We start from the raw sequence: 21,516 nt of genomic DNA on the forward strand, positions 1-21,516 counted from the left end.
GGGCCCCGGTCCGACCCGCGGCGAAGACGGCCCGCCGGAGAGGCAGCGGGGCCTCGATTGCCCGCCCGTCCCACCTGTGGTGTGCTGCCCTCAGGGAGAGTCGCCACGGGAGGAGCACCATGAGCAGTCCGGAGCAGTTCGAGTTCGTCGTGGTGGCCAACCGCCTCCCGGTCGACCGGGTGGTGGACCCCGACGGCACCACCCAGTGGCGCACCTCGCCCGGCGGCCTCGTCACGGCGATGGAGGCCGTCATGCGGGTCTCCGACGGCGCCTGGGTGGGCTGGGCGGGGCAGCCCGGTGACGCCCCCGCCCCCTTCGACGAGGACGAGATCCACCTCGTGCCGGTGCCCCTCTCGGCCGAGGAGGTCCGCGACTACTACGAGGGCTTCTGCAACGACACGATCTGGCCGATCTACCACGACGTCATCGTCTCGGCCACCTTCCGCCGCACCTGGTGGAGCACCTACGAGCGGGTGAACCGGCGCTTCGCCGAGGCCACCGCGGCGGTCGCCGCACCGGGGGCGACCATCTGGGTGCAGGACTACCAGCTGCAGCTGGTGCCGGCGATGCTCCGCGAGCTCCGCCCGGACCTGCGCATCGGCTGGTTCAACCACATCCCCTTCCCCGCCGTGGAGCTGTTCGCCCAGCTGCCCTGGCGCGGACACATCCTGCGCGGCCTGCTGGGCGCTGACTTCCTGGGCTTCCAGCGCGCCGACGACGCCGCCAACTTCCGCCGCAGCGCCGCCCGCCTGGCCGGCGTGGAGGTCGAGGGGGAGGTGCTCAGCCTGGGCGAGCCGGACGGCCGCCGGGTGCGCGCGGCCGCCGTCCCGATCAGCGTGGACTCGCGCCAGCTGGACCAGATGGCGCGCAGCGAGTCCGTGCAGCGCCGCGCCGCGGAGATCCGCCACTCGCTGGGCGACCCGGAATGCCTCATCCTCGGCGTGGACCGGCTGGACTACACCAAGGGCATCCGTCACCGGCTCAAGGCCTACGGGGAGCTGCTGGCCGGCGGGGAGGTCGCCCCGCCCCGCACCACCTTCGTGCAGATCGCCACCCCCAGCCGGGAGCGCGTGGAGGCCTACCGGAACCTCCGGGAGCAGGTCGAGGGGAAGGTCGGCCGGCTCAACGGCGACCACTCCCCCATCGGCACCACGGCGATCCACTACATCCACCGCTCGCACCCGAGGCAGGACATGGCCGCCCTCTTCCTGGCCGCCGACGTCATGCTCGTGACCCCGCTGCGCGACGGCATGAACCTCGTGGCCAAGGAGTACGTGGCCTGCCAGGTGGACGAGGGAGGCGCCCTGGTGCTCAGCGAGTTCACCGGTGCAGCCGAGGAGCTCGGGGACGCCTACCTGTGCAATCCCCACGACATCGAGGGGCTCAAGCAGACGATCCTGCAGGCCATCACCGACGACCCGGAGGAGAAGCGCCGCCGGATGCGGGCCCTGCGCGAGGCCGTCGTGGAGAACGACGTACACACCTGGAGCCGCACCTTCCTGCAGGCCCTGGAGCACGCCCCCGAGCCGCCGCCGGCCGGGGACGAGGACCCCGAGCTGCTCTCCGAGGACGACCGGTGACGGCCACCCAGCCCCTCCCGCGACCGGACCAGTCCCGGCTCGCGACGGCCCCCCGCCTGGTGGTGGCCACCGACTTCGACGGCACCCTGGCCCCCTTCCGGGACGACCCGCTGGCCGTCGTCCCCGACGCCGCGGCGATCGACGCCCTGCGCCGCCTGGCCGCGCTGCCCGACACCCACGTGGCCCTGGCCAGCGGCCGGGACGTGGAGACCCTGGCCCGCCTGAGCGGCCTCTCCCCCCGGGGGGGCGTCTCCCTCCTCGGGTCCCACGGCGGCCAACGGTGGTGGGCCGGTCACGCCCAGCCGGCCGGCCTGGACCCGGACGAGGCCGCCCTGCGAGAGGCCATGGTGCGCGGTGGCGAGGCGCTCGTGGCGGAGCACCCGGGGACCCACCTGGAGGTGAAGTTCGCCGGCGTCGTGCTGCACAGCCGCACCGTCACCGAGGAGATCGAGGAGTCCGTCCGGCAGGCCGGACGTCGGCTGGCCGAACGGCTCGGGGTGGAGCCGATGCTCGGCAAGAACGTGCTCGAGCTGAGCGTCCGCCGCTCCTCGAAGGGGGAGGCGCTGCGGGAGCTCGTGGACTCCCTCGGGGAGGACCCCCTCCACCGCCCGGACCACGCCGAGCGCAGTCCCGGCTGGAACCTGTGGTTCGCCGGGGACGACGTCACCGACGAGACGGTCTTCACCGAGTTCGCCGACGCCCCGGACTCGGTCCTCGTGAAGGTCGGCGCGGGGGCCACCGCGGCCACCTCCCGCGTCACCGGCATCCCGGAGGTCTCCGCCCTCCTCGTCGAGCTGGCCGACGCCCGCGAGGACGCGCTCGGCCCGGCCTGAGGGGCCGGGCCGAGGAGCCTCCCCACGGGAAGCGATCAGGCGTCGGCGATCACTTCACCGAGCCGGAGGTCAGACCGCTGACCAGCTGACGCTGGAAGGTGAGGTACAGGACCACGACCGGGAGCGAGGCGAGCAGGGCGCCCGCCGCGAACTCCCCGAAGTTGGCGTTCTTCTCGTTGCCCTGCTGCATCTGCCAGAGGCCGACGCCGAGCGTCTGGCTGTCGACGTCCTTGAGGAAGATGCTGGCCAGCATGAACTCGCCCCAGAACTGCACGAAGGCGAGCATCGCGACGGTCACCAGGATCGGGGCGACGAGGCGCAGGGTCATCGTGAAGAAGATGCGCACGTGGGAGGCGCCGTCGATCCGGGCGGCCTCGTCGAGCTCCCGCGGCACCGTGTCGAAGTACCCCTTGAGCAGCCAGATGTTCGCCCCCATCGCGCCGCCCAGGTACACGAGGATCAAGCCGGTGGTGGTGTTCAGGCCGACCTCCGGCAGGACCTCCCCGACCTCGACCATCGTGAAGTAGAGCGCCACGAAGGTGAGCAGGGCGGGGAACATCTGGACCAGCAGCAGCGCCATGAGCCCCGGACGCCGGCCGGCGAAGCGCAGCCGGCTGAAGGCGTACGCCGCGCAGGCCCCGATGAAGACCGCCCCCGCCGTGGCCACCAGCGAGATCACCAGCGCGTTGCGGTACCAGGTCCAGTACGGGCGCGAGGCGAACAGCTCGCTCCAGTTGCTCGTGGAGAAGGCCCGCGGCAGCAGCCCCGAGGTGGAGAGCGTGCCGGCCGGGTTCAGCGCCGCCGAGAGGATGAACAGGATCGGGAAGAGCGCCCAGGCGATGGCCAGCCAGACGAGCAGGTGGCGCCACCAGGTGCCGGTGGACCGCCGCCGACCGACCACCCGGGTCGTGGGGACCTCCGGGTCGACCGCGGCAGCAGGACGCACGGTGTCCTCGGGAAGACGGGTCGCCATGTCAGTTGACCTCCTCGAGGGCCTTGGTGCGCGAGAAGCCCAGCGCGCCGAAGGCCGCGACGATGAAGAAGATGTACACCGCCACCGCCGAGGCGAGGCCGAAGTTCGGCGTCGCCCCCTCGAAGGCGAGGCGGTACGCGTACGTGATGAGCAGGTCGGTCGACCCGATGTCGGTGCTGCCGCGGACGAAGGGGCCGCCCTCGGTGAGCAGGTAGATCAGACCGAAGTTGTTGAAGTTGAACGCGAACGAGGCGATGAGCAGCGGTCCCACGGCCACGAGGATCAGTGGCATCGTGATCGACCACACCGTCCGCCACCAGCCGGCGCCGTCCACCGCCGCCGCCTCCTTGACGTCCGCGGGGACCGCCTGTAGGGCGCCGGTGCAGATGATGAACATGTACGGGAAGCCCAGCCACAGGTTCGTGATGAGGATCGCCGCCCGGGCCGCCCAGGGGTTGCCCAGCCAGTCCACGCTCAGACCGGTGAGGTCGTTGACGAGGCCGAAGTCCTGGTTGAACATGCTCGCCCACACCAGCGCCGACACGTAGACCGGGATGGCGTACGGGAGGATCAGGAGCGACCGGTAGAGGGACTTGCCGCGGAGCCGCTCGTCGTTGAACAGGAGCGCCAGGAGCAGGCCCAGGACGAAGGTCGTGAGCACGCTGAGCAGGGCGAAGGCCACGTTCCAGGCGAAGATCGAGAGGAAGCCGCCCCGGAGGGTGTCGTCCTTGAGCACCGCCAGGTAGTTGTCCAGCCCCACGTTCTGCTTCCACCCCTGCGGCAGGGGCTTGCCCTCGCCGTCCCGGGGCACCCACCGAGCGTCCTCGCTGGGCACGTAGACCGTGCCGGTCCGCTGGTCGGTCAGCGTGTCGGCGGCCTCGTCGTAGGTGATCTGCGAGCTGCCCAGGAAGGCCTGGCTCAGGCCCAGCGCCTTGATGCCGCCACCCTCGACGGGGACGGCGAAGTCCGAGAGCTCCTTCGAGCGCTTGTTGACCTCCTTGGGGTCGAGCAGCTCGTACCCGGGGGCGGCGGTGATCTTCCCGGCCCCGGTGGCCTCGACACCCTCCTCGAGCTCGGTGAGCCCCTCCTGGGTGCCCGCGAAGTGGGCCCCCTCGGGGTCGGTGAGCAGGTACACGAGGTCACCGGTGGTGGCGTCCACCCCCTCCGGGACGGCCACCGAGAGGGCGTAGCGCTCCGAGCCCTCGACCTGCTGCACGGAGCTGGCCTGGATGACCTCGATGGTCTCGTCCTTGGTCAGCTGGTGACCGGCGCCGGTGTTCGTGAAGGAGAGCGCGACGGTGTAGACCAGCGGCCAGATCTGCAGACCCAGGAGGAGGACCAGCCCGGGCCACAGGTACTTCATCGGGACGAAGCGGCGGGTCGAGTACACCGCCAGGGTGACCGTGGCCAGGAAGGCCGCGAGGACGACCGCCCACCACGCCCCGGCGTCCAGCGCCCGCTGGACCACCACCACGGCCACGGCGACCACGGCCGCCAGGAGCAGCCAGCGCACCAGGGTCCAGCCCCAGCCTCCGCGCCGTCCTCGCCCGTGCTCCGCGAGCCCCTCGCCACGCACCGGCTGACCGGCACTCACCTCTTCAGACATGCCTTCCTGCTTCCTCCCGGTCCGGGCCGGCGCCGGGGGTCAGGGGACCCCCGGCGCCGGACGACCACGACGGCGGGCGGGCCTCGGCCCCTCCGCCGGCCGTGATCAGAGCGCCTTGCGGATCTCCTCGGCGGCGGACTTCATGCGCGCTTCGGCGTCCTTGCCCCCCACGATGTCGGCGGTCGCCTGGCCCAGCGGCGCCCACACGGCGTTCATGGCCGGGATGTTCGGCATCGGGTCACCCCCCTCGGAGGCGTCCTTCCAGGCCTGGAGGGTCTTGTCCTTCTTCGCGGCCTTCTCGTAGGCCGAGGTGGCGGCCGGCGGGCGCTGGCCGGCCTCGAACATGGCCAGCTGGACCTCGTCCGTGGCCGCGAAGTTCGACACGAACTCCTGGGCCAGGATGCCGTTCTCGGACTGGGCGGAGACGTAGAACATCTGCACGCCGAGCAGCGGGGACGGCTTGCCCCCGTCCTCGAACTCCGGGATCGGGGAGACCTCGAGCGGGATGCCGGCCTTCTCCGCCTGCTCCAGGGCCCACGGGCCGGAGACGAGGTAGGGGGTCTTGCCCTCGGCGAAGAGCGAGGGGGCGTTGGTGGAGTCGATGTTGGTGTTGACGGCCTTCTCCTGGGCCATCCACGCCCACTTCTCGGCACCCTTGAGCATCTCGTCGCTGTCGACGGTGAGCTTGTCGCTGTACCCGCCGCCGGAGCTCTTCTCGAAGAGCGAGCCGCCGTAGGCCGCCAGGAAGGGGTAGGCGTGGTAGGCGTCGCCCTGCTTGCCGACCTGCAGGGCCATGACGTTCTTGGCCGTCCCGTCCTTGACCAGGGACGTGCCGGTCTCGACGAGCTCCTCCATGGTCTTCGGCGCGTCGGGTGCCATCTCGGTGTTGCGGATGAGCGCGACGTTCTCCACGGCGTAGGGGGTGCCGTAGGTCTGGCCGTCGTACTTGGTGGCCTCGGCCGCCTCCGGGGAGAAGCTCTTGAGGGTCTCGGCCGAGAGCTGGACCGGGGCGATCACGCCGTCCTGCACGAACTCGCCGGCCCAGTCGTGCGGCGCCACCACCACGTCGGGGCCCTCACCGGCCTGGGTGGCGTCCTTGTACTGCTGGCGGAGCTGCTCGTTGGCGACGGTCTGCACCTGGAGGGTGACGCCCTGCTCCTCCTCGAAGGACTTGGTGACCTTCTTGAGGGGCCCGGTCTTCAGCTCGTCGGCCCAGATCACCAGGTCGGCGTCCTCGTCACGCTTCGGGGCCTCCGTGGCCGCGGCCCCGCCGCCGGCGGCGGACTTCTCGCCCTCGGCGGACTCCTCGCCCGACTCCTTGCCGGAGTCGGCGCCCGACTCCTCGGCCGCCTCGCCGGACGGGGCGGTCTTCGCGGACCCGCCCTCGGAGTCCCCTCCGCCGCAGGCAGTCAGGGTGAGGGCCGCGACGCCGACGGAGGCGGCGATCGAGAGGGTGGTGCGCTTCATGGGATCTCCTTCGTGATGAGCGACCCGCGCCACGCGGAGTCCCGCGCGGGGAGCCGGCCCGCAGATCCTTGCATTCTGCCCCACCGGGAGCCCCCCGGTCAGCAGCTCTCGCAGCGAGTCCCCCACCCGCGGGATGATGGTCGACATGGCCCTCGACATCACCGCCGCCCGGTTGAACCCCGGCCTGTTCGCACTCCCCTGGTCCACCCCGCTGGAGGAGTGGCCGCTGGAGGTCGTCGCCGCCCTGCCCCGCGGCATCTCCCGCCACGTGGTGCGCTTCGTGGAGCTGGAGGGCGAGATCCTCGCGGTCAAGGAGATCCACGAGGACCTGGCCCGCAAGGAGTACCGCCTCCTGCACGCCCTGGACCGGATGGGCGAGCCGGCCGTCGACCCGGTGGCCGTCGTGGCGGGCCGCACCGACGCCGCCGGCCGGCCGCTGGACGCCTGCCTGGTCACCAAGCACCTGCCCTACTCGCTGCCCTACCGCTCCCTCTTCAGCCAGAGCCTGCGCCGGGCGACCGCCCTGAAGCTCATCGACGCGATGGCCGTCCTGCTCACCCGGGTGCACATGGCCGGCCTCTTCTGGGGGGACGTGTCCCTCTCGAACACCCTCTTCCGCCGTGACGCCGGGGACTTCGCCGCGTACGTCGTCGACGTGGAGACCTCCGAGCTGTACGACCGCCTCTCGGACGGGCAGCGCGCCCACGACCTCCACATCGCCCACGGCAACGTGGCCGGGGAGCTCATGGACCTCATCGGCGGCGGGCTGCTCCCGCCCGAGGCCGACCCGGTGGCCATCGCCGACCAGCTCGTGGAGCGCTACGAGGGCCTCTGGACGAACCTCACCGAGACCGAGACGATCTCGATGGACCAGCACTGGCGGATCGCCGAGCGGATCGAGTCGCTCAACCGGCTGGGCTTCGACGTCGGGGAGATCGAGGTGACCACCGACATCGACGGGGCGCACCTGCGCATCCAGCCGAAGATCGTGGACGCCGGCCACCACTCCCGTCGCCTCATGCGACTCACCGGGCTCGACGTGGAGGAGAACCAGGCCCGCCGCCTGCTCAACGACCTCGATGCCTTCGCCGCCTCGCAGGGCCGGCAGAACGACGACGAGAGCCTCCTGGCCCACGACTGGCTCTCCCGCATCTACGAGCCGATCACCCGGACCGTCCCGGCCGAGCTGCGGGGACGGCTGGAACCGGCCGAGCTCTTCCACGAGGTGCTGGAGCACCGGTGGTACCTCTCCGAGCGGGCCGACCGGGAATACACCATTGAGGAGACGATCGGCGAGTACCTCCGGGACGTGCTGCCCTCGAAGCGCACCGAGGAGGTGCTCCTGGCCCCCAAGGACGGAGCCGGTCAGCCGGACTGACGGGCGCGCTCCCGGGCGATCTCGTAGAGGGTCACCGCGGCGGCGGTGCCGGCGTTGAGCGACTCGGTGAGCCCCGACATCGGGATGCTCACGATCAGGTCGCACTTCTCCCGGGTGAGTCGTGAGATCCCCTTGCCCTCGGAGCCGACGACGACCACGAGCGGGTCCGGGGCGAGCGCCAGGCCCGGCAGCTCGACGTCCCCGTCCGCGTCCAGCCCGATCGCGAAGACGCCGTGCGCCCGCAGGTCCTGCAGCGCCCGGTTGAGATTCGTCACCCGGGCCACGGGCAGCCGGGCGGCGGCACCGGCCGAGGTGCGCCAGGCCGAGGAGGTCAGCCCCGCGGCACGACGCTCGGGGATGATCACGCCGTCGGCCCCGAAGGCGGCGGCCGAGCGGATGATCGCCCCGAGATTGCGCGGGTCGGTGATCCCGTCCAGGGCAACGAAGAGCGGCGCGCCGTCCTTCTCCTCGACGGCGTCGAGGAGATCCTCCAGCTCGGGGTACTCGTAGGGCGGCACCTGCAGGACGAGGCCCTGGTGCACCTCGCCGTCGGAGAGCCGGTCCAGCTCGGGGCGGCCGGTCTCCAGCAGCGGGATCCCCCGCTCCCCGGCCAGCCGCAGGGCCTCCTTGACGCGGTCGTCGGAGTCGATCGTGCTGGCCACGTGGAGGGCGGTGGCCGGCACCTGGGTCCGGAGCGCCTCCAGCACCGCGTTGCGGCCGATCACCCGCTCGGCGGAGTCCTTCCCGCTGCGGGCCTTCGAACGGTGCGGGCGTCCCCCGGTGGCCGACTTGGCCGCCCGCGCGGCCCGCTTGGCCGCCGGGTGGTGCTCCCGCTCCTCCGCCTTCGGGGTCGGGCCACGGCCCTGCAGGCCCTTGCGACGGTGCCCGCCGCTGCCGACCTGCATACCCTTCTTGCCGCCCTTGCGGATCGCTCCGCGGCGGGACGAGTTCCCTCGCACGTCAGGCCTCCTCGGCCGGGTTGGTGGGACGCGGCGCGGGGCCGAGCTCCCAGGTGGCGCCCTGCGGGCCGTCCTGGACGGTGACGCCCAGGGCCGCGAGCTGGTCACGGATGCTGTCAGCGGTGGCGAAGTCCTTCTCGGCCTTCGCGCAGGCCCGGGCCTGGAGCCGCTCGTCGAGCAGCGCCGCGAGCACCTCCTCGGCCCGGCTGCCACCGGGCTCCCCGGTCTCCCCGGCCCAGTGCGGGTCCAACGGGTCGATGCCGAGCACGTCGAGCATGCCGCTGGTGGTGCGGGCCAGCTCGAGCGCCATCCCGGCCTCCCCCCGGGCCAGGGCGGTGTTCCCGCGGCGGACGTGGTCGAAGACCACGGCCAGGCCGGCCGGGACGTTCACGTCATCGTCGAGGGCGGCGACGAAATCGGCGGGCAGCTCGCCGGTGAGCCCGGCCTGTCGCAGGCTGGCCGGCTCCTCGCCGGCGGCCTCGGCAGCCCGGTGCAGGAAGCCCTCCACGCGCTCCACCTGGGCGGTGGCCTCGGCGAGCGAGCCGGGCGTGTACTCCAGCGCCGAGCGGTAGTGGACGGCGGTGAGCAGCCAGCGGACCGCGAGCGGACGGTAGTCCTTGGTGAGCTCGGTGATGGTCAGCGTGTTGCCGATCGACTTGCTCATCTTCTCGCCACCGGTGGTGAGCATGCCGTTGTGCATCCAGTAGCGGGCGAAGCCGAAGCCGGCGGCCCGGGACTGCGCCTGCTCGTTCTCGTGGTGCGGGAAGCGCAGGTCGTTGCCGCCGCCGTGGATGTCGAACTCCTCGCCCAGCCAGCGCCAGGACATCGCGGAGCACTCCAGGTGCCAGCCCGGGCGCCCACGCCCCCACGGGGTGGGCCAGGTGGCGCTGTGCGGCTCGTCGGCCTTGGCACCCTTCCACAGGGCGAAGTCGCGGGGGTCACGCTTGCCGCGCGGGTCGGCGTCGGCCGCCGGGGCCATGTCCTCGATCCGCTGCCGGGTCAGCTCGCCGTAGGCCGGCCAGGAGCGCACGTCGAAGTAGACGTCGCCCGAGCCGTCGGCCGCCGGGTAGGCGTGGCCCCGCTCGACGAGGCGCTCCATGAGCTCGATCATGTCCGGGACGTGCCCGGTGGCCCGCGGCTCGTAGGAGGGCGGGCGCACCCCGAGGACCTCCAGGGCAGCGGTGGTCTCGCGCTCGAAGCGCTGCGACCACTCGTTCCAGGCCACCCCGTGCTCGGCGGACTTGGTGAGGATCTTGTCGTCGATGTCCGTGACATTGCGGACGAGGGTCACCTCGAGCCCGTGCCCCCGCTCCATCCAGCGCCGCAGCACGTCGAAGGCCACGGTGAAGCGCAGGTGACCGATGTGCGGGCTGGCCTGGGTCGTGAGACCGCAGATGTAGATGCTCGCCCGTCCCGGCACACGGGGGACGAAGTCCCGGATCTCTCGGGTGGCGGAGTCGTGCAGTCGGAGCGTCACCCGGCCCAGTCTACGGACTGTGAGCGGACGGTGAGGCGTGTGTTGACGCGCTGTGAACGGCTGTGGTCAGCATGGAGAGCGAGCGGGCCGGGAACCGACCGGCCCGGGGCCCCGGGACCGGGGCACGACGAGACAGGGGGAGACCATGCGACAGCACGCACGCACCACGATGACGACCCTCTCGGCGGCAGCCGCCCTGGCCCTGGCCGGCTGCGGGTTCGGGACCGAGGAGGCTGCCGAGGGCGAGGGGGGCACCGCCGAGGCACCGGCCAGCGCGGCGTCCTCCCCGGCCGCCGGAGAGTCCGGGGAGGACGGGGAGGAGACTCCCGAGAAGACCACGGGCACCGAGCAGGCCGAGCCCTCCACGGTCACGGTGACCGAGACCGCGACGGCCGAGAGTGCCCCCGACCCCGAGGCAGCACCGACCGCGGAGTCCAGCTCGCACGCCACGGCAGCGCCGGCAGAGCCCGCCCCCGAGCAGACCGCGGAGTCCCCTGCCCCGGCCACGGACGAACCCTCTCCCGCCGAGCAGGCCACGGCGCCGAGCACCCCGCCGGAGAGCAACACCCCGGAGGAGGGCTCCTCGACGCCGGCGGCGGAGACCACCTCCAGCGCAGCCACGGAGGAGACCGCGGACCAGCCCTCCCCCGCCGAGCAGGCCCCGGACGGGCAGGAGGTCGACCTCGAGGCGGCGAAGGCCGAGCTCGCGGAGATCGGTGGCCCCTACGTGGAGGTCGCGCTCCTCCCGGGCGACCCCGAGAGCGGCGGCAGCGGGCTCTTCGGGCTGACCGCCGACGACGAGGAGAACGTCGTCTTCTGGAAGAAGGACGTGACCGGGTGGCGTCAGATCGACGACTCGAAGCACCCGGGGACGCTCACCGACGGCATCACCGCACGCATCCTGTCCGTCCCCTCCCACGATCTGCCGCTCTTCCTCGTGGAGGGCCAGTTCCGGCAGAACGGCGAGGCCGGCACCCTGCTCTACGGGTTCGCCGACGGCCGGGGCATGGTGCCCCTCCAGCTCCGGGGCGACCGGCTCCAGCCGGCCGAGGACGACTCGATGACCGACCCGACCCTCTTCTCCTCGGCGACGGTCGACGACGGGGCGAAGACCCTGGTGACCACCCGGCTCGACCTCGACGCCGGCGTCCCGATGGTCGAGCTGGGGAAGTACCCGCCGGTCGAGGAGACCTGGGCCGGGGCCGGGGATCACCTCCGGCTCCAGGAGCGCACCGGAGGCGTCCCCGAGGGAGAGCGCCGGGGCTGATGCCGGGCGGGCGCCCCCGTCCGGGGGCGCCCGGCCCCTCAGTGGCCGCGGTCGATCCACTCCTGGCGGTGCGGCTTCTCCGCACCGATGGTCGTGGGGTCACCGTGCCCGGTGAGGACCTTGGTGTCCTCCGGCAGGGTGAGCAGCTGCTCGGTGATCGACTCGATGATCAGGTCGAAGTCGGAGTAGGAGCGGCCCGTCGCCCCCGGACCACCCTGGAAGAGGGTGTCCCCGGTGAAGACGATGCCGAGGGCCGGCACGTAGAAGCAGACCGCTCCCGGGCTGTGCCCGGGGGTGTGCAGGACCTCCATCTCGACCCCGGCGACGGTGATGCGCTGCCCGTGCTCGAGGTCGTGGTCCGGGGCCACCGGGTAGACGGCGTCCCAGAGCATGCGGTCGGCCGGGTGCAGGTGGGTGGGCGTCCACTTGTCGCCGGTCACCTCACCGGTGGCGTTGATGTGGTCGTTGTGACCGTGCGTGTGCAGGGCGGCCCGGAGCGTGCGCTTGCCGATCGCCTCCAGGATCGGCGCGCCGTCGTGCGAGCAGTCGATGACCACGCACTCCTCGTCGTTGCCCAGGAGCCAGACGTTGTTGTCCACCTCCCAGGAGCCACCGTCCAGCTCGAAGGTGCCGGAGGTGACGACCCGCTCGACGCGGACGCCCTCCTTCTGGATCGGGGTGGGGATGCGCTCGGCGGTCATGCGTTCTCCTCAGGGGTGTTCTCGGCTGCGCCCGCTGCGGCCCCCTGCCGCGCGGCGTCGAACTCCACCACGGAGCGCAGCACGTCGCCGCGCCCCATGCTGTCGAAGGCCTCCTCGACCTGGTCGATGCGGATCCGCTCGGAGACGAAGGCATCGAGGTCGAGCCGGCCCTGCTGGTACAGGTCCACCAGCATCGGGAAGTCCCGGCTGGGCAGGCAGTCGCCGTACCAACTGGACTTCAGCGCCCCACCCCGGCCGAAGACCTCCAGCAGCGGCAGGGTGATCTCCATGTCGGGGGTCGGCACACCGACCAGGACCACCGTACCGGCGAGGTCACGGGCGTAGAACGCCTGCTCGTAGGTCTCCGGGCGGCCCACGGCCTCGATGACCACGTCCGCCCCGTGGCCGCCGGTGAGCGTCCGGATGGCCTCGACCGGGTCGCCGTCCGCAGAGTTCACGGCGTGGGTGGCGCCCATCTCCGTGGCCTTCTCGAGCTTGCGCGGATCGGTGTCCACGGCGATGACGGTGGTGGCACCGGCCACGAGGGCTCCGGCGAGGGCGGCCATGCCCACCCCGCCGCAGCCGATGACGGCCACCGAGTCGCCACGCTTCACGCCACCGGTGTTCACGGCGGCGCCGAACCCGGCCATGACCCCGCAGCCGAGCAGACCGGTGGCGGCGGCGTCGGCCTCCGGGTCCACCTTGGTGCACTGGCCGGCGTGGACGAGGGTCTTCTCCGCGAAGGCCCCGATGCCCAGCGCCGGCTCCAGCTCGGTGCCGTCGGCGAGGGTCATCTTCTGGGCGGCGTTGTGGGTGTCGAAGCAGTACCAGGGCTCGCCACGCAGGCAGGCGCGGCAGGTGCCGCACACCGCGCGCCAGTTGAGCACCACGGTGTCACCGGGCTGCAGGTCGGTCACCCCCTCGCCGACGGACTCCACCACACCGTTGGCCTCGTGGCCCAGGAGGAAGGGGTAGTCGTCGCTGATCCCGCCCTGGCGGTAGTGCAGGTCGGTGTGGCAGACCCCGCAGGCGCGGATGGCGACGACGGCCTCGCCGGGGCCCGGGTCCGGCACCACGACGTCCACCACCTCGACCGGGGCGTTCTTGCTGCGGGCGATGACACCCTTGACGGTGCTGGGCACAGGTCCTCCTGCGGTCGGGGGGTGATGAGATGCCAGCCTATCGGCCCCCGCTGACAGCGGGTCCTTCCGGCTGCGGCAGCACACCCCGTCGCGTGACGTCATGGCCCCACCCGGTGCTCCCGTGCGGCGCTCTGGCTGCCCCGGTGCGGAGCCACGACACCCGGCACCGGCTGCTGCCACCGACGGGTCAGGGCATGGCGGATCGCCGAGCGGCTGAAACCCGCTGCGCTCAACTGGGACACCGTGGCGAGACCACGCTGGTGCGGGTGGTCCGGGAACTCCAGGAGACGCTTCGTGGTGGGCACCCGCCCACCGTGGGACATCTCGGCCGCTCCCCGCTCCGGCCGTCCACAGGCGCCTGCTCCCGTGTCAACGACCAGGACGCCACACGCGCGCCGCCCCCAACGGCCGGGCCGGACTCAGCCTCGCGGCGCCACGAGCGCGGTGGCCAGACCCACCAGCCCCTCCGAGCGCCCGACGAAGCCGAGCCCGTCCGTGGTGGCCGCCCCCACCGAGACCGGCACCCCACCCAGGGCGGCCGACATCGCGGCCTCCATCTCCGCCCGCCGCGGGCCGATCTTCGGCCGCCGGGCCACCAGCTGCACCGCCACGTTCCCGATGACGAGACCGGCCTCGTCGAGCATCCCGGCCACGTGGCGCAGCATGTCCGCACCGCTGGCCCCGGCCATCTCTGGCCGGTCGGTCCCGAAGACGCTGCCGAGATCCCCCAGCCCGGCGGCGGAGAGCAGGGCGTTGCACGCCGCGTGGGCCGCCACGTCACCGTCGCTGTGGCCGGCCACGCCGCGCTCCCCGGGGAACTCCACGCACCCCAGCCACAGCGGGCGGTCCTCCCCCTCGGCCGCCCAGGCGTGGATGTCGGTGCCGATGCCGGTGCGGGGCAGGGTGCTCATGCCCTCACCCTTCCACGACCCTCCGGGTCCATCCGGCGCAGGGCGGCGGCCACCTGTCGCACACCGTCGACCGGGTCGTCGACGGCCATGTCGAGGGCGATGTGCGCGGCGACCCCGAGGCGCTCCCGCTCCTCCGCGCCGAGCGAGGGGACCGCCCGCTCCTGCCCCTCGGACCAGTCCGGCTGGGGCTGCCCCGAGGGGAAGTCCCCCGCGGCGGTGCGCGCCTCGAGCCGGGCCCGGTGCAGCCCCGGGTCCGTGCAGGTCATCTCCACGACGGTCAGGGGGGCGCCAGCCTCGCGCGCCACCTCCGCCCACGCCTCACGTGCCTCCGGCGCGCCGTCCACCATGTCCGCGACCACCGACCGGCCGGCCGCCAGGTGCTCGGCGGCCAGCGCGAGCGCCACGGCGTAGCCCGCGACGGCCAGCCCCGGCACCTCCCCGCTGCGATGCAGCGCCGCCTCGATGGTGTCCACCCGCACCCGGACCATGCCCAGCGAGGCCTCGAGGGCCCCGGCCAGGGTCGTCCTGCCGACGGCCGGGGGCCCGGTGAGGACCACGAGCACCGGCCCGCCGGAACCGTTTCCCGCGTCGCGGAGGTCCTCCGGCACGGTGATCTTCCGGGCGGCGCTGGACCCCTGCACCAGCACGATCGGCGCGCCGAGCCGCTCGAGGAGGACGGCGTCGTCCGTGGCCGTGGAGGCGTCCGGGGTGCCGTGCGCCCGGGCCAGGACCGTCCGGTCGAAGGCCTGCGGCGTCTGGACGGCACGCAGGCCCGACCGGTCAGGCGTGCCGACCACCCGCTCGCCGACCCCGCCGGCTCCCGGCCCCGCCACCTCCTTGACCGTGTCCACGACGGCCAGCCCCGGGACGGCACCCGCCGCACCGGCCGCCACGGCCTCGACCACCCGGCCGAAGACCTCGGGAGGGGTGAAGCACCGGGCTGCGTCGTGCACCAGCACGCACCCCACCTCCGCGGGGAGGGCCTCGAGGCCGGCCGCCACGGAGTCGGCACGCTCGGCGCCCCCGGGCACGACGACAGCGTCGAGACCGTCGACCGCCGCACCCATCGCGGCCAGGACCCCGCCCACCTCGTCCAGGTGCCCGGGCGGGCCGACGACCACCACGGGCAGCCGCTCCCCCCGCCGGCTGGCCCAGTCCGCGATGCCGTGGAGCGCGTGCTCGAGGATGGTCGCACCGGCGATCTCGACGAGCGCCTTGGGGCGCCCCATGCCCAGCCGCGTGCCCATGCCGGCCGCGACGACGACGACGCCGACGACCGGGTGGTCGTCGGCGTCGTGCGGGTTCGGGTGCTGGTCCGGCACGGACTCAGCTCGCGAGGACCTCGTCGAGGGTGGCCTCGGCCTTCTCCTCGTCGGTCTCCTCGGCGAGCGCCAGCTCGGAGACCAGGATCTGGCGGGCCTTCGCCAGCATCCGCTTCTCGCCGGCGGACAGACCCCGGTCGCGCTCCCGGCGCCACAGGTCGCGCACGACCTCGGCCACGCGGATCACGTCACCGGAGGCGAGCTTCTCGAGATTCGCCTTGTAGCGGCGGGACCAGTTGGTCGGCTCCTCGACGTGCTCCGCGCGCAGGACCCCGAAGACCTTGTCCAGGCCCTCCTTGTCCACCACGTCGCGGACGCCCACGAGGTCGCAGTTCTCCGCAGGAACCTCGATGGTGAGATCACCCTGAGCCACCTTGAGCTTCAGATAGGTCATCTCCTTGCCCTTGACCTTGCGCTGCTTGACCTCCTCGATCAACGCTGCACCGTGGTGCGGGTAGACGACGGTTTCACCGACTTCGAACGCCATGTAGTGCCCCTTTCGCCGGCAAATTCTAACACTGGCTGGATACTCCTCCCCCGGGCCGAGCGCCGGGCCTCCCCCCAGAGCCGCAGGGCTATTGGGTACGATGCCGCCGTGACCACCACCGCCCGTTCCCGTTCCCTCGCCGGACGCCGTCTCGCCGCCCTCGCCGTGGCCGGGATGATCGGCCTCACCGGCTGCCAGGCCCTCTCCCCGCTGGAGACGACCCGCGACTACGCGCCCGCTGACGGCGAGCTCCTGCGCTTCGAGCAGGCCGACGTGCTCGACCTCCTGGTGCTGGGCACCGAGCCCGACGCCGAGGGTCGCGTCATCGGCACCCTCGTGAACTCCGGCAAGGAGCCGGTGGACGTCACGATCGCGGCCGACGACGCCGAGGTGGGCACCGTCACCGTCGAGCCGATGACCACGGTGAAGCTCGCCGACGAGGAGCTCACCGTGCCGAAGACCGCCGCTCCCGGTGGCTTCCAGGAGCTGACCGTCTCCGTCGGCGAGACCGAGCGCAAGCGCACCGTCCCCGTGCTCCTCCCCATCAACCAGTACGAGGAGTACGCGCCCGAGGGCTGGGAGGCCCCGGAGCGCCCGACGCGATCGGAGCCCGCCGAGGGCCACTGACCCGTACGGTCACCGCACGAAGGGGCCGGGTCCGAGCAGCTGCTCGGACCCGGCCCCTTCGTGCTGCCGGCGCTCAGGCCTCGAACTTGTAGCCCAGCCCGCGGATCGTGGTGATCAGGCGGGGACGGGAGGGGTCCTCCTCCACTTTGCCGCGGACCCGCTTGATGTGGACGTCCAGGGTCTTGGTGTCCCCCACGTAGTCACTCCCCCAGACACGGTCGATGAGCTGGGAGCGGGTGAGCACCCGGCCGCTGTTGCGCATGAGGAACTCCAGGAGCTCGAACTCCTTGAGCGGCATCGCGATCTGCTCCCCCCGGACGACGACCACGTGGGAGTCGGCGTCGAGCTCGACCCCACCCGCCGCGACGGTCTGGTCGTCAGCGATCTCCGCCTCCCCCCGCCGGCGCAGCACGGCCTTGATCCGTGCCAGCAGCTCCCGGGAGCTGTAGGGCTTGGTGACGTAGTCGTCCGCACCGATCTCGAGGCCGACGACCTTGTCCACCTCGGAGTCCTTCGCGGTGAGCATGATGACCGGCACCGACGAGGTGCGCCGCAGCTCCCGGCAGACGTCGACGCCGGACATGCCCGGGAGCATGACGTCCAGGAGCACAAGATCCGCCGCGCGACGCTGGAAGCTCTCCATCGCCTCTGCGCCGTCCTCGACCACGGCGACGTCGAACCCCTCCCGCCCGAGCAGGTACGAGAGCGGCTCGCTGAACGACGGCTCGTCCTCGACGATCAGGATGCGGGACACGGGGTTCTCCTCCGGGGCGTGGGGTGGTGAGGGCAGCGTAACGAGTGGTGATCAGGGCCCGACGGGCGATGCGGGAGGGTCGGCTGCGGGGTCCTCCTCGAGGTCGCCCTCGTCCCCGCCCGCGGTCTCCGTCTCGTCGATGACGGGCAGGGCCACGGTGAAGGTGGAGCCGACCCCGGGGCGGGACCAGACGGTGACCACACCACCGTGGGTGGCCACCACGTGGCGGACGATCGCCAGCCCCAGACCGCTCCCCCCGGTGTTGCGCGAACGGGCACCGTCCACCCGGTAGAAGCGCTCGAAGATGCGCTCCAGGTCGGCCGGGGGGATGCCCATGCCCTGGTCGGTGACGAGCACCCGCACCAGGCCGTCCGCCTCGTCCTCGCGCGCCGAGACGACGACCTTCGTCCCCGGGTCGGAGTAGGTCACCGCGTTGACGAGCAGGTTGCGCAGGGCGGTCATCAGCATGTCGGGGTCGCCGTACACGGTGCTCGGCAGCCCGTGGGCCAGCCCGGCCAGGCGGACCGCCACCCCCTTGTCATCGGCCATCACCCGCACCTGGTCGATCGCCGTGCCCACGACCTCCAGGACGTTCACCGGCACCGGCTGGCTGGCCCACTCCCCGGCCTGCACCCGGGAGAACTCCACGATCTCCTGCACGAGCGAGGAGAGCCGCTCGGCCTCCACCTGCATCCGGGAGGCGAAGTGCCGGACCGCCTCGGGGTCGTCGTGGGCGTCGTGGACGGCCTCGGCCAGCAGCCCCAGCCCCCCGACCGGGGTCTTCAGCTCGTGGCTCACGTTGGCCACGAAGTCGCGACGAACCTCCTCCACCCGCTGCGCCCGGGAGCGGTCGTCCAGCAGGACGACGAAGTGGTCAGGATCCAGGGGCAGCACGCGGACACCGAGCGCGACCCGCCCTCCCTCGAGCATGCTCCGGGTGACGGTGACCTCCTCGTCGGCCACCTCCCCGGTGCGGTGGGCGGTCTCGACGACCTCCCGGATCTCGGCCTGACGGATCAGACCGTCTCGGACGAAGCCCTGCTGCCGGGCGTCCTGGGTGGAGTAGACCACCGCCCCGGCGCCCCGGACCACGATCGCGGTGGCGGCCAGCCCCTCCAGGAGCTGCCGCACCCCCGGGGAGAGCGGCCCCACCACGGCGCGGGCCTGCTGGCGCACTGGCCGGCGACGCATCCCGGACCGCACCCCGAGGAAGCCGGCCACGAGCACCATCACCGCGGCCAGGAGGAAGGTCACCAGCTCCGGCACGGCGCACTCCTAGCAGACGGGCCCCCGAGAGCGGCGGGCACGAGTCCGAGGGTCATGGGTGCACTGTAGGGCGCACCTCCCGCGACCGGCCCCCGGGGAGGAGCGTCGCCCGGGGACCCACGCCCCGGACACCTCCCGTTCACCCCACCGGTGGCCAGCATTCACGCGACGGTGAAAGACTCACTCTCCGGCCACCAGAGGAGCTCCCCCATGCGCACCCACTTCCAGCAGTCCCTCACCGAGGTGTCGGCCCTGCTGGTCGAGATGAGCCACCTGGTCGCCCAGGCCGTCGCGGAGGCGAGCGAAGCGCTCCGCACCGCGGACGGGCACCGCGCCGAGCAGGTGATCTCCGGCGACTCCCGGATCGACGCCTTCCAGGCCGAGGTGGAGGAGCGGGCGATCGAGCTGCTCGCCCGGGAGAGCCCGGTGGCACGGGACCTGCGGATGGTCGTCTCGGCCCTGCAGCTGGCCGCCTCCCTGGAGCGTGCCGGGGACCTCGCCCGCCACGTGGCCGAGCTGGCCCGCCGCCGCTACCCCGAGCTGGCCGTCCCCGCCCCGGCGCGGGCCACGGTGACCGAGATGGGACAGCTGGCCCACACCCTCGTCTCGCAGGCCGGGCAGGCGCTCGCCGACCAGGACATCGAGGCCGCCGCCCGGCTGGCGGTGCTCGACGACAGCCTCGACGCGCTCCACGTGAAGGTGTTCACGATCGCCCGGGAGGAGCTCACCGACCCGGGGCAGGCGGTGGACCTCACCCTCCTGAGCCGCTACTTCGAGCGGATCGGGGACCACGCCGTCTCCATCGGCCGCCGGGTGGAGTACCTCGTGAGCGGCACCCTCCACAAGCAGGGCGCCGTGGAGGAGAGCCACGAGGTGACGGTCGGGGGCGGGCAGCCCTGAGGCCCCTCGCCCCCGGGGGCGGTCACCGGCGGGGACGACCCGACCGGCACCCTGTCAGCCCTGCGTCAGGGCCTCGTCAGTGCTTGGCGCCCTGGTTGGCCACCTCGGCGATGGCGCCGGCGGCGGCCTCCGGGTCCAGGTAGCGGCCACCGGGGGTAAGCGGGCGCAGGTCGGCGTCCAGCTCGTAGACCAGGGGGATGCCGGTGGGGATGTTCACCCCGGCGATGTCCTCGTCGCTGATGCCGTCGAGCGTCTTGACCAGGGCCCGGAGGCTGTTCCCGTGGGCGGTGACCAGCACGGTCCTACCGGCCCGCAGGTCCGCGGCGATGGCCTCGTCCCAGTAGGGCACCAGGCGCTCCACGACGTCCTTGAGGCACTCCGTGGCGGGCACCTCCGAGCCGAGCTCGGCGTAGCGCGGGTCCTGCGCCTGGGACCACTCGGAGTCGGCCTCGAGGGCCGGCGGCGGGGTGTCGTAGCCACGGCGCCAGGCCATGAACTGCTCCTCGCCGTACTCGTCACGGATCTGCGCCTTGTCCTTGCCCTGGAGGGCGCCGTAGTGGCGCTCGTTGAGGCGCCAGTCGCGCTTCACGTCGATCCAGTGGCGGTCGGCGGCGTCGAGCGCCAGGTGGGCGGTGGTGATGGCGCGGCGCAGGCGGGAGGTGTGCAGCACGTCGGGCAGCAGGCCCTCCTCGCGCAGCATCTCGCCGCTGCGACGGGCCTCCTCGCGGCCCTTCTCGGTGAGGTCGACATCGACCCAGCCGGTGAACAGGTTCTTCTCGTTCCACTGGCTCTGGCCGTGGCGGAGCAGGATCAGGGTGTGGGCAGCATCGCTCATGCCCCTGAGCCTATCGGTGCTGCCCGCAGCAGATCAGACCTCGTCCTGCAGCGGAGGAAGGGAGGTCAGCTCCTCGGGGAGCGAGTTCTCGAAGTCCGAGAACTTCCCTCCCTGCCTGGGCAGGGAGTCCAGCTGCACGCGGTAGCCGTCCTCCTCCCCGTCGTCGTAGTGCAGGCTCATCTGCCCGACCAAGGACCGCTTCTCCCCACCACAGTCGGCGATCACGCCAAAGTCCTTCAGCGCCGCCGACGTTCCGTTCTCAGCCAGCTCGATGCTGTCCTCGTCCAAGGTGCACCGCTGGGAGAGTTCCTTCAGGGTCTCGGCCTGCTCGCGACCGAGCGGTTCCACGTAGATGCTCTGGTCCTTGTCCGGCTCGCCGGCGTTGAAGTGCTCCACGAACGCCGCCGCCTGCGCCTCCCCGGTGGCGCCGTCACAGCCCGTGAGGCCAAACACTGCAGCGGCACCCAGAAGCACAGGAAGGGCTCGCTTAATATCCATCAGAACTCCCCATAGTTGATGTGATAGTAGTCAAACCCAACAGAATTATTACTATCATCCGCCTTTGCCTTCGCCATCCACCACGAGGCATCGACGTTTTTTCGATCGCTCGTGTGCCCTGAAACACGGAGCCCATCCTTCGGACTATTCCCCGTGAAGATCATAACGTGATCCCGGCGGCCATCCTCTTCCCAGTCGGCATACAGCAGGTCCCCGATGGCAACGCCCCAATATTTGCTCACCACCCGACCGCGCTCTGTAGCCTGATGAAATCTGTAGTTGTCATGAGCAACAGACCAGGGATGAGACCATGAATCTAGCGCATTGACCGGCCCATGCTTGTACCACCAAGCCCACTTTGAACCCTCGTCAACAGAGGTTCCCCGCATTTTCATTCCGCCATTCAGTAGAGCCTGCGAAATAAAGTTGGTACAGTCGTTGTCGAATGAACGGTATGCAGGATGGCGCCCCTCAGCCCAGCGCAGCGCATATGCGGCAGCGTTCTTGCGAGAGACAGTCACGGCAGGCTCTAC

General features: G+C 72.0%; 21 protein-coding genes. 6 read left to right on the plus strand and 15 right to left on the minus strand.

The annotated features are described in order from the left end of the window. Positions 1–119: 119 nt before the first annotated feature. A complete protein-coding gene (locus tag CFT82_RS10200) occupies positions 120–1,580 on the plus strand; it encodes an alpha,alpha-trehalose-phosphate synthase (UDP-forming) (RefSeq protein WP_088819017.1) in 1,461 nt (486 codons plus the stop codon). Further along, positions 1,577–2,413, plus strand: coding sequence for a trehalose-phosphatase (otsB, locus tag CFT82_RS10205; RefSeq protein WP_159461907.1), 837 nt, complete (start codon positions 1,577–1,579; stop codon positions 2,411–2,413). The genes CFT82_RS10200 and otsB overlap by 4 nt, the downstream gene beginning before the upstream one ends. 49 nt (positions 2,414–2,462) lie before the next feature. On the opposite strand, the gene CFT82_RS10210 is transcribed toward otsB, so the two are convergent. The 3 genes from CFT82_RS10210 to CFT82_RS10220 form a co-directional block, all read right to left on the minus strand. Continuing rightward, entirely contained in the window at positions 2,463–3,386 is a 924-nt protein-coding gene (locus tag CFT82_RS10210) for a sugar ABC transporter permease (RefSeq protein WP_088819019.1), read from the minus strand. Between the two features lies 1 nt (position 3,387). Further along, on the minus strand, positions 3,388–4,992 hold the full coding sequence (locus CFT82_RS10215; RefSeq protein WP_088819020.1) for an ABC transporter permease subunit: 1,605 nt from the start codon (positions 4,990–4,992) through the stop codon (positions 3,388–3,390). A 105-nt stretch (positions 4,993–5,097) separates the two neighbouring features. Next, positions 5,098–6,459 (minus strand): sugar ABC transporter substrate-binding protein, encoded by a 1,362-nt coding sequence (locus CFT82_RS10220; RefSeq protein WP_088819021.1) that lies wholly within the window; start codon positions 6,457–6,459, stop codon positions 5,098–5,100. A gap of 145 nt (positions 6,460–6,604) precedes the next feature. Between CFT82_RS10220 and CFT82_RS10225 the strand changes: the two genes are divergently transcribed. After that, on the plus strand, positions 6,605–7,837 hold the full coding sequence (locus CFT82_RS10225; RefSeq protein WP_088819197.1) for a DUF4032 domain-containing protein: 1,233 nt from the start codon (positions 6,605–6,607) through the stop codon (positions 7,835–7,837). Here CFT82_RS10225 and rlmB read toward each other — a convergent pair. Both rlmB and cysS read right to left on the minus strand, forming a co-directional pair. Further along, complete coding sequence (rlmB, locus tag CFT82_RS10230; RefSeq protein WP_088819022.1) at positions 7,825–8,796, minus strand: 23S rRNA (guanosine(2251)-2'-O)-methyltransferase RlmB; 972 nt, start codon at positions 8,794–8,796, stop codon at positions 7,825–7,827. The two genes, CFT82_RS10225 and rlmB, sit on opposite strands and share 13 nt — an antisense overlap. Before the next feature lies 1 nt (position 8,797). Beyond that, positions 8,798–10,273, minus strand: coding sequence for a cysteine--tRNA ligase (gene cysS / locus CFT82_RS10235; RefSeq protein WP_088819023.1), 1,476 nt, complete (start codon positions 10,271–10,273; stop codon positions 8,798–8,800). A 145-nt stretch (positions 10,274–10,418) separates the two neighbouring features. Here cysS and CFT82_RS10240 point away from each other — a divergent pair, with 145 nt between their 5' ends. Next, positions 10,419–11,540 (plus strand): prolipoprotein diacylglyceryl transferase, encoded by a 1,122-nt coding sequence (locus tag CFT82_RS10240; protein ID WP_088819024.1) that lies wholly within the window; start codon positions 10,419–10,421, stop codon positions 11,538–11,540. Between the two features lie 38 nt (positions 11,541–11,578). On the opposite strand, the gene CFT82_RS10245 is transcribed toward CFT82_RS10240, so the two are convergent. The 5 genes from CFT82_RS10245 to CFT82_RS10270 form a co-directional block, all read right to left on the minus strand. Continuing rightward, positions 11,579–12,241 (minus strand): MBL fold metallo-hydrolase, encoded by a 663-nt coding sequence (locus CFT82_RS10245; RefSeq protein ID WP_088819025.1) that lies wholly within the window; start codon positions 12,239–12,241, stop codon positions 11,579–11,581. Next, complete coding sequence (locus CFT82_RS10250; RefSeq protein ID WP_088819026.1) at positions 12,238–13,383, minus strand: S-(hydroxymethyl)mycothiol dehydrogenase; 1,146 nt, start codon at positions 13,381–13,383, stop codon at positions 12,238–12,240. Before CFT82_RS10250 ends, CFT82_RS10245 begins: the two co-directional genes overlap by 4 nt. 419 nt (positions 13,384–13,802) lie before the next feature. Further along, positions 13,803–14,294 (minus strand): 2-C-methyl-D-erythritol 2,4-cyclodiphosphate synthase, encoded by a 492-nt coding sequence (gene ispF / locus CFT82_RS10260; protein WP_088819028.1) that lies wholly within the window; start codon positions 14,292–14,294, stop codon positions 13,803–13,805. Continuing rightward, the gene (ispD, locus tag CFT82_RS10265; protein WP_088819029.1) at positions 14,291–15,616 is read right to left on the minus strand and encodes a 2-C-methyl-D-erythritol 4-phosphate cytidylyltransferase; all 1,326 of its coding nucleotides are present in this window, start codon (positions 15,614–15,616) and stop codon (positions 14,291–14,293) included. Before ispD ends, ispF begins: the two co-directional genes overlap by 4 nt. 4 nt (positions 15,617–15,620) lie before the next feature. Beyond that, positions 15,621–16,103: a CarD family transcriptional regulator gene (locus CFT82_RS10270; protein ID WP_088819030.1), complete on the minus strand. Its 483-nt coding sequence runs from the start codon at positions 16,101–16,103 to the stop codon at positions 15,621–15,623. Positions 16,104–16,211: 108 nt separating this feature from the next. Between CFT82_RS10270 and CFT82_RS10275 the strand changes: the two genes are divergently transcribed. After that, positions 16,212–16,730 (plus strand): hypothetical protein, encoded by a 519-nt coding sequence (locus CFT82_RS10275; RefSeq protein WP_088819031.1) that lies wholly within the window; start codon positions 16,212–16,214, stop codon positions 16,728–16,730. 73 nt (positions 16,731–16,803) lie between these two features. Here CFT82_RS10275 and CFT82_RS10280 read toward each other — a convergent pair whose 3' ends face one another. Both CFT82_RS10280 and CFT82_RS10285 read right to left on the minus strand, forming a co-directional pair. Then, positions 16,804–17,484 carry a response regulator transcription factor gene (locus CFT82_RS10280; RefSeq protein ID WP_088819032.1) on the minus strand — a complete coding sequence of 227 codons (681 nt, stop codon included), beginning with the start codon at positions 17,482–17,484 and terminating at the stop codon, positions 16,804–16,806. A gap of 51 nt (positions 17,485–17,535) precedes the next feature. Beyond that, the gene (locus CFT82_RS10285) at positions 17,536–18,750 is read right to left on the minus strand and encodes a sensor histidine kinase (RefSeq protein WP_088819033.1); all 1,215 of its coding nucleotides are present in this window, start codon (positions 18,748–18,750) and stop codon (positions 17,536–17,538) included. A gap of 210 nt (positions 18,751–18,960) precedes the next feature. Here CFT82_RS10285 and phoU point away from each other — a divergent pair, with 210 nt between their 5' ends. Next, positions 18,961–19,650, plus strand: a complete 690-nt coding sequence (gene phoU / locus CFT82_RS10290; RefSeq protein WP_088819034.1) for a phosphate signaling complex protein PhoU — start codon at positions 18,961–18,963, stop codon at positions 19,648–19,650. Positions 19,651–19,726: 76 nt separating this feature from the next. Here the strand turns inward: phoU and CFT82_RS10295 are convergent, their stop codons facing one another. Genes CFT82_RS10295 through CFT82_RS10305 form a run of 3 tightly spaced genes read right to left on the minus strand, consistent with a single transcriptional unit; the run spans position 19,727 to position 21,504 of the window. Further along, positions 19,727–20,485, minus strand: a complete 759-nt coding sequence (locus CFT82_RS10295; protein ID WP_088819035.1) for a phosphoglyceromutase — start codon at positions 20,483–20,485, stop codon at positions 19,727–19,729. Positions 20,486–20,518: 33 nt separating this feature from the next. Continuing rightward, positions 20,519–20,983: a hypothetical protein gene (locus CFT82_RS10300; protein ID WP_088819036.1), complete on the minus strand. Its 465-nt coding sequence runs from the start codon at positions 20,981–20,983 to the stop codon at positions 20,519–20,521. Beyond that, positions 20,983–21,504, minus strand: coding sequence for an amidase domain-containing protein (locus tag CFT82_RS10305; protein ID WP_159461908.1), 522 nt, complete (start codon positions 21,502–21,504; stop codon positions 20,983–20,985). Before CFT82_RS10305 ends, CFT82_RS10300 begins: the two co-directional genes overlap by 1 nt. Positions 21,505–21,516 lie beyond the last annotated feature (12 nt).

The organism is Kytococcus aerolatus (assembly GCF_900187395.1).
Classification (GTDB): domain Bacteria; phylum Actinomycetota; class Actinomycetes; order Actinomycetales; family Dermatophilaceae; genus Kytococcus; species Kytococcus aerolatus.

What these genes read in the sequence shown, in the direction of transcription:
- CFT82_RS10215 (WP_088819020.1), bottom strand. Translation starts at nt 4,992, where the DNA reads ATGTCTGAAGAGGTGAGTGCCGGTCAGCCGGTGCGTGGCGAGGGGCTC.
- CFT82_RS10295 (WP_088819035.1), bottom strand. Translation starts at nt 20,485, where the DNA reads ATGAGCGATGCTGCCCACACCCTGATCCTGCTCCGCCACGGCCAGAGC.
- CFT82_RS10210 (WP_088819019.1), bottom strand. Translation starts at nt 3,386, where the DNA reads ATGGCGACCCGTCTTCCCGAGGACACCGTGCGTCCTGCTGCCGCGGTC.
- CFT82_RS10225 (WP_088819197.1), top strand. Translation starts at nt 6,605, where the DNA reads ATGGCCCTCGACATCACCGCCGCCCGGTTGAACCCCGGCCTGTTCGCA.
- CFT82_RS10300 (WP_088819036.1), bottom strand. Translation starts at nt 20,983, where the DNA reads ATGGATATTAAGCGAGCCCTTCCTGTGCTTCTGGGTGCCGCTGCAGTG.
- CFT82_RS10200 (WP_088819017.1), top strand. Translation starts at nt 120, where the DNA reads ATGAGCAGTCCGGAGCAGTTCGAGTTCGTCGTGGTGGCCAACCGCCTC.
- CFT82_RS10245 (WP_088819025.1), bottom strand. Translation starts at nt 12,241, where the DNA reads ATGACCGCCGAGCGCATCCCCACCCCGATCCAGAAGGAGGGCGTCCGC.
- CFT82_RS10240 (WP_088819024.1), top strand. Translation starts at nt 10,419, where the DNA reads ATGCGACAGCACGCACGCACCACGATGACGACCCTCTCGGCGGCAGCC.
- CFT82_RS10270 (WP_088819030.1), bottom strand. Translation starts at nt 16,103, where the DNA reads ATGGCGTTCGAAGTCGGTGAAACCGTCGTCTACCCGCACCACGGTGCA.
- CFT82_RS10220 (WP_088819021.1), bottom strand. Translation starts at nt 6,459, where the DNA reads ATGAAGCGCACCACCCTCTCGATCGCCGCCTCCGTCGGCGTCGCGGCC.
- ispF (WP_088819028.1), bottom strand. Translation starts at nt 14,294, where the DNA reads ATGAGCACCCTGCCCCGCACCGGCATCGGCACCGACATCCACGCCTGG.
- phoU (WP_088819034.1), top strand. Translation starts at nt 18,961, where the DNA reads ATGCGCACCCACTTCCAGCAGTCCCTCACCGAGGTGTCGGCCCTGCTG.